General features: G+C 53.4%; 7 protein-coding genes. 6 read left to right on the forward strand and 1 reads right to left on the reverse strand.

The features are described 5' to 3' along the window. From NFS22_RS23265 to NFS22_RS23280, 4 genes are all read left to right on the forward strand, one after another. Window positions 1-198, forward strand: a 198-nt coding sequence (locus NFS22_RS23265) for a phage tail sheath C-terminal domain-containing protein (protein WP_277615031.1), incomplete at its 5' end; no start/stop codon positions are given. 14 nt (window positions 199-212) lie between these two features. Next, the gene (locus NFS22_RS23270; protein ID WP_251320001.1) at window positions 213-689 is read left to right on the forward strand and encodes a phage tail tube protein; all 477 of its coding nucleotides are present in this window, start codon (window positions 213-215) and stop codon (window positions 687-689) included. Window positions 690-721: 32 nt separating this feature from the next. Continuing rightward, entirely contained in the window at window positions 722-1,150 is a 429-nt protein-coding gene (locus tag NFS22_RS23275; protein ID WP_251320002.1) for a phage tail assembly chaperone, read from the forward strand. 2 nt (window positions 1,151-1,152) lie between these two features. Next, window positions 1,153-1,344, forward strand: a complete 192-nt coding sequence (locus NFS22_RS23280; RefSeq protein WP_251320003.1) for a hypothetical protein — start codon at window positions 1,153-1,155, stop codon at window positions 1,342-1,344. A gap of 122 nt (window positions 1,345-1,466) precedes the next feature. Here the strand turns inward: NFS22_RS23280 and NFS22_RS23285 are convergent, their stop codons facing one another. Beyond that, window positions 1,467-1,652, reverse strand: a complete 186-nt coding sequence (locus NFS22_RS23285) for a hypothetical protein (RefSeq protein WP_251320004.1) — start codon at window positions 1,650-1,652, stop codon at window positions 1,467-1,469. Window positions 1,653-1,795: 143 nt separating this feature from the next. On the opposite strand from NFS22_RS23285, the gene NFS22_RS23290 reads away from it, so the two are divergent. Together NFS22_RS23290 and NFS22_RS23295 are read left to right on the forward strand one after the other, a co-directional pair. Continuing rightward, the gene (locus NFS22_RS23290; protein WP_251320005.1) at window positions 1,796-2,143 is read left to right on the forward strand and encodes a hypothetical protein; all 348 of its coding nucleotides are present in this window, start codon (window positions 1,796-1,798) and stop codon (window positions 2,141-2,143) included. Between the two features lie 75 nt (window positions 2,144-2,218). Beyond that, the coding region (locus NFS22_RS23295; RefSeq protein WP_420908911.1) for a tape measure protein at window positions 2,219-2,940 on the forward strand (722 nt) is incomplete at its 3' end.

Genomic DNA, 2,940 nt, shown 5'->3' on the forward strand with positions numbered 1-2,940 from the left:
TCCGGGCGGTCCGCCCTGTGGGGTGACATCACCCACTACATCAAGCAGCTTGAGGACATCCGGGCGGTGGAGAACTTCGACCCGGACACCGTGAGCTGTGAGCAGGGTGACAAGAAAAAGGCCGTGCTGGTCACCGTCAACGGCCTCAACATCATCAACGCTATGGCCCAGCTCTACATGAGCGTGATTATCCAGTAAAGGAGGAGAACTAAATGCCTGACGGAGCTATGATGAACGCAAAGGACGCCGTAAGCGCCCACCGTGCGGAGTGCTTTGTCACGATTGACGGCAGACGCTACTCCATGCTGATGGCCAAGGACTTTGAGGGCAAGGCCCAGGTCAACACCAAAGAGGTCCCCCGGCTGGGCAATATCGTCATCGGCCACAAGGCTGACACGGTGGTCCTGGCCTTTTCCATGACCATCTACAAGTGCACAGAGATTTTCGATGACGTGATTGAACGGTTTATCCGCACCGGCGTGATGCCCACTTTCACCATCCAGACCTCCAACGATGACCAGGCCAGCAGCGTGGGCCGGAGCACGAAAATCTATAATGATTGCGTGCTGGACGGGGACGTGCTGCTGTCTATGTTCAACGCTGAGGGTGACTTCATCGAACAGTCCATTGAGGGTTTTTGCGATAGCTTTAGCCGTCCTGAGAAATACACCAACCCGTCCTATATGTGATAGGGCGGCATGACTACAAGGAGGAAAACACCATGAGTAAGAGCCTGTCCGCATTTATGCGCCCCAATGTGGCGGAAATCAAAAACGCCAGTTTTGCCCCCTCCCCCCGCTTTGTGGGGGAGGACGGCAAGCCGGTGGAGTGGGAAATCCGCTGCATCTCCGCCGATGAGTATGCCAAAATCCGCTCCTCCTGCATCCGGCAGGTCCCCGTGATTGGCAAAAAGGGCCAGTACACCCAGCAGCTTGACACCTATGCTTTCCAGGCCAAGGTGGCGGCGGCGTGCACCGTGTTCCCGGACCTCAAGGACGCCGCCCTCCAGGATAGCTGGGGCGTGACCAAGCCGGAGGACCTGGTGGGCGCTATGCTCATCGGCGGTGAGTTTGATGACTACATCACGGCGGTCTTTGAGACAAACGGCTTTAAGGCTGAGGATGAGCTGGTGGACGAGGCAAAAAACTGATTTTGGACGGTGACCCGGAGGCCAACTTTGCCCATTTCTGTCTGCAAAAGTTTGGCTGGGAACCGTCCAAATTCATGAACTTGCCTGTGAAAGAGCGGGCCTTTGTCATTGCCTCCATCAAGACCCGCATTGAGGCCGAAAAGAAAAAAGAGGCGGAGCTGAAAGCAAAGGCCCGCAAGAAGGGAAAACGGTGACAGTATGGAAGTACGCATTTACGGAACGCCCAAAGAGCTGGCCGCTCTTGTGCAGGGGCTACGGCCAAGAATTGTATCTATGGCGGAGTGGGCTGAGGAAATGGCCCAAAAGTATGACATTTTTAATCAGGAAACTGCTGGAGAGCCGGACAGCAACGCTCCATCTTCTGAATGATTGAGCGGAGCATCTTCTCTGTGCTATGGCCGCTGCTGACACCGGCGGCCCTGGCATCGTTCAGAGCTTTTAATTGCTTTTTGCACTCCCCATAGATGTAAATAATTTCAACCTGGGAAAATCCAAAATCCATTGTAATCACCTCCTGCTGAGAGCATACCATATTTTCGGCGGGAGGCGCAAGTGAAGTTATAACATCTTTTGGGCTCTGATACTTGACAACGTGAACCATATTAGCCTAAAATGGTAGTATCACCGCCAAGGAGGTATGCCATTATGGGTGCAAAAAACAGGGTCATTGCTGGTGACTATATGGGGAAACCTGTGACTGGTGTGGCCGGGATTGTACAAATTTGCATTGATTTCAAAACCTTTATATCGTTAAACAAGTTTGAGGTGGACTCCTATGATGTCATTACGGAGGACACCCGCAAGAGCGCCGCCAGCGGCGTGGCCCGTGGGGCTGTTGGCGTTGCTCTACTGGGGCCTGTTGGTATGCTGGCGGGCCTGTCCGCAAAAAATAAAAGCATTGTTACCCTTGCCGTTCGCTTTAAGGACGGGAAAAACAGCTTGCTTGAGGTGGACGAAAAAATGTACAAAAAATTTGTTAAGTCCATGTTTTAGACAAGCTCAGAACTATAGCCGCCCTCCCACAAAGCGGGGAGGGCGGCACTTTTACGCCCGGAGGGAGGTGGAACTGTGGCAACGATTAAATCACAAATGGCACTTAATGATGGCATGAGCATTGTGCTCAAGCACATTATCAAAAATATGCAAACTCTCAACGGCAGTTTTATTGCCATGCAGCAGTCTTGCGATGAGGCTGTGCATATCAAAAATTTTGAGGCCGCCAGTGCATCATTGAGTGAGCAAATTGCGCTTGCGGAGCGGTTGACTAATGGATACGGAGAGGCCACCGAAATGGAGGAACGGCTTAACCAAAATATTCAAACAGGGACAGCAGCAGCTAACGGAATGTTAAGCTCTGTGAAAAAATTAGTGTCAGCGTTTGGCATAGCTACGGGTGTGAAAAAGGCCATAGACCTGTCCGACCAAATGTCCAGCACACGGGCTCGGCTTTCTCTCATTGCGGATGACAGCCAGGCCGCCAGCGTTGCGGACGGAATAATGGAAAAAACTGCCGGGGTACAGAACATGGGCATCAATGTCACTGTGGACGATGGCGGCAGCGTGGAGGCCCTGGAGGCCAAAATCATGGCCTCCGCCCAGCGCTCCCGTGCGGCCTACTTGGACACTGCCAGCGCCATTGCCAGCATGGGGGCCAACGCCGGGGCGGCCTTTTCCGGCAATGATGAACTCATCGCCTTTATGGAACAGGTCAATAAGCAGTTTGTCATCGGCGGGGCCAGCGCACAAGGCCAGAGCGCCGCCATGCTCCAGCTCACCCAGGCTATGGCCGC

This window comes from Flintibacter muris (genome assembly GCF_943192995.1).
Lineage (GTDB): Bacteria > Bacillota > Clostridia > Oscillospirales > Oscillospiraceae > Lawsonibacter > Lawsonibacter muris.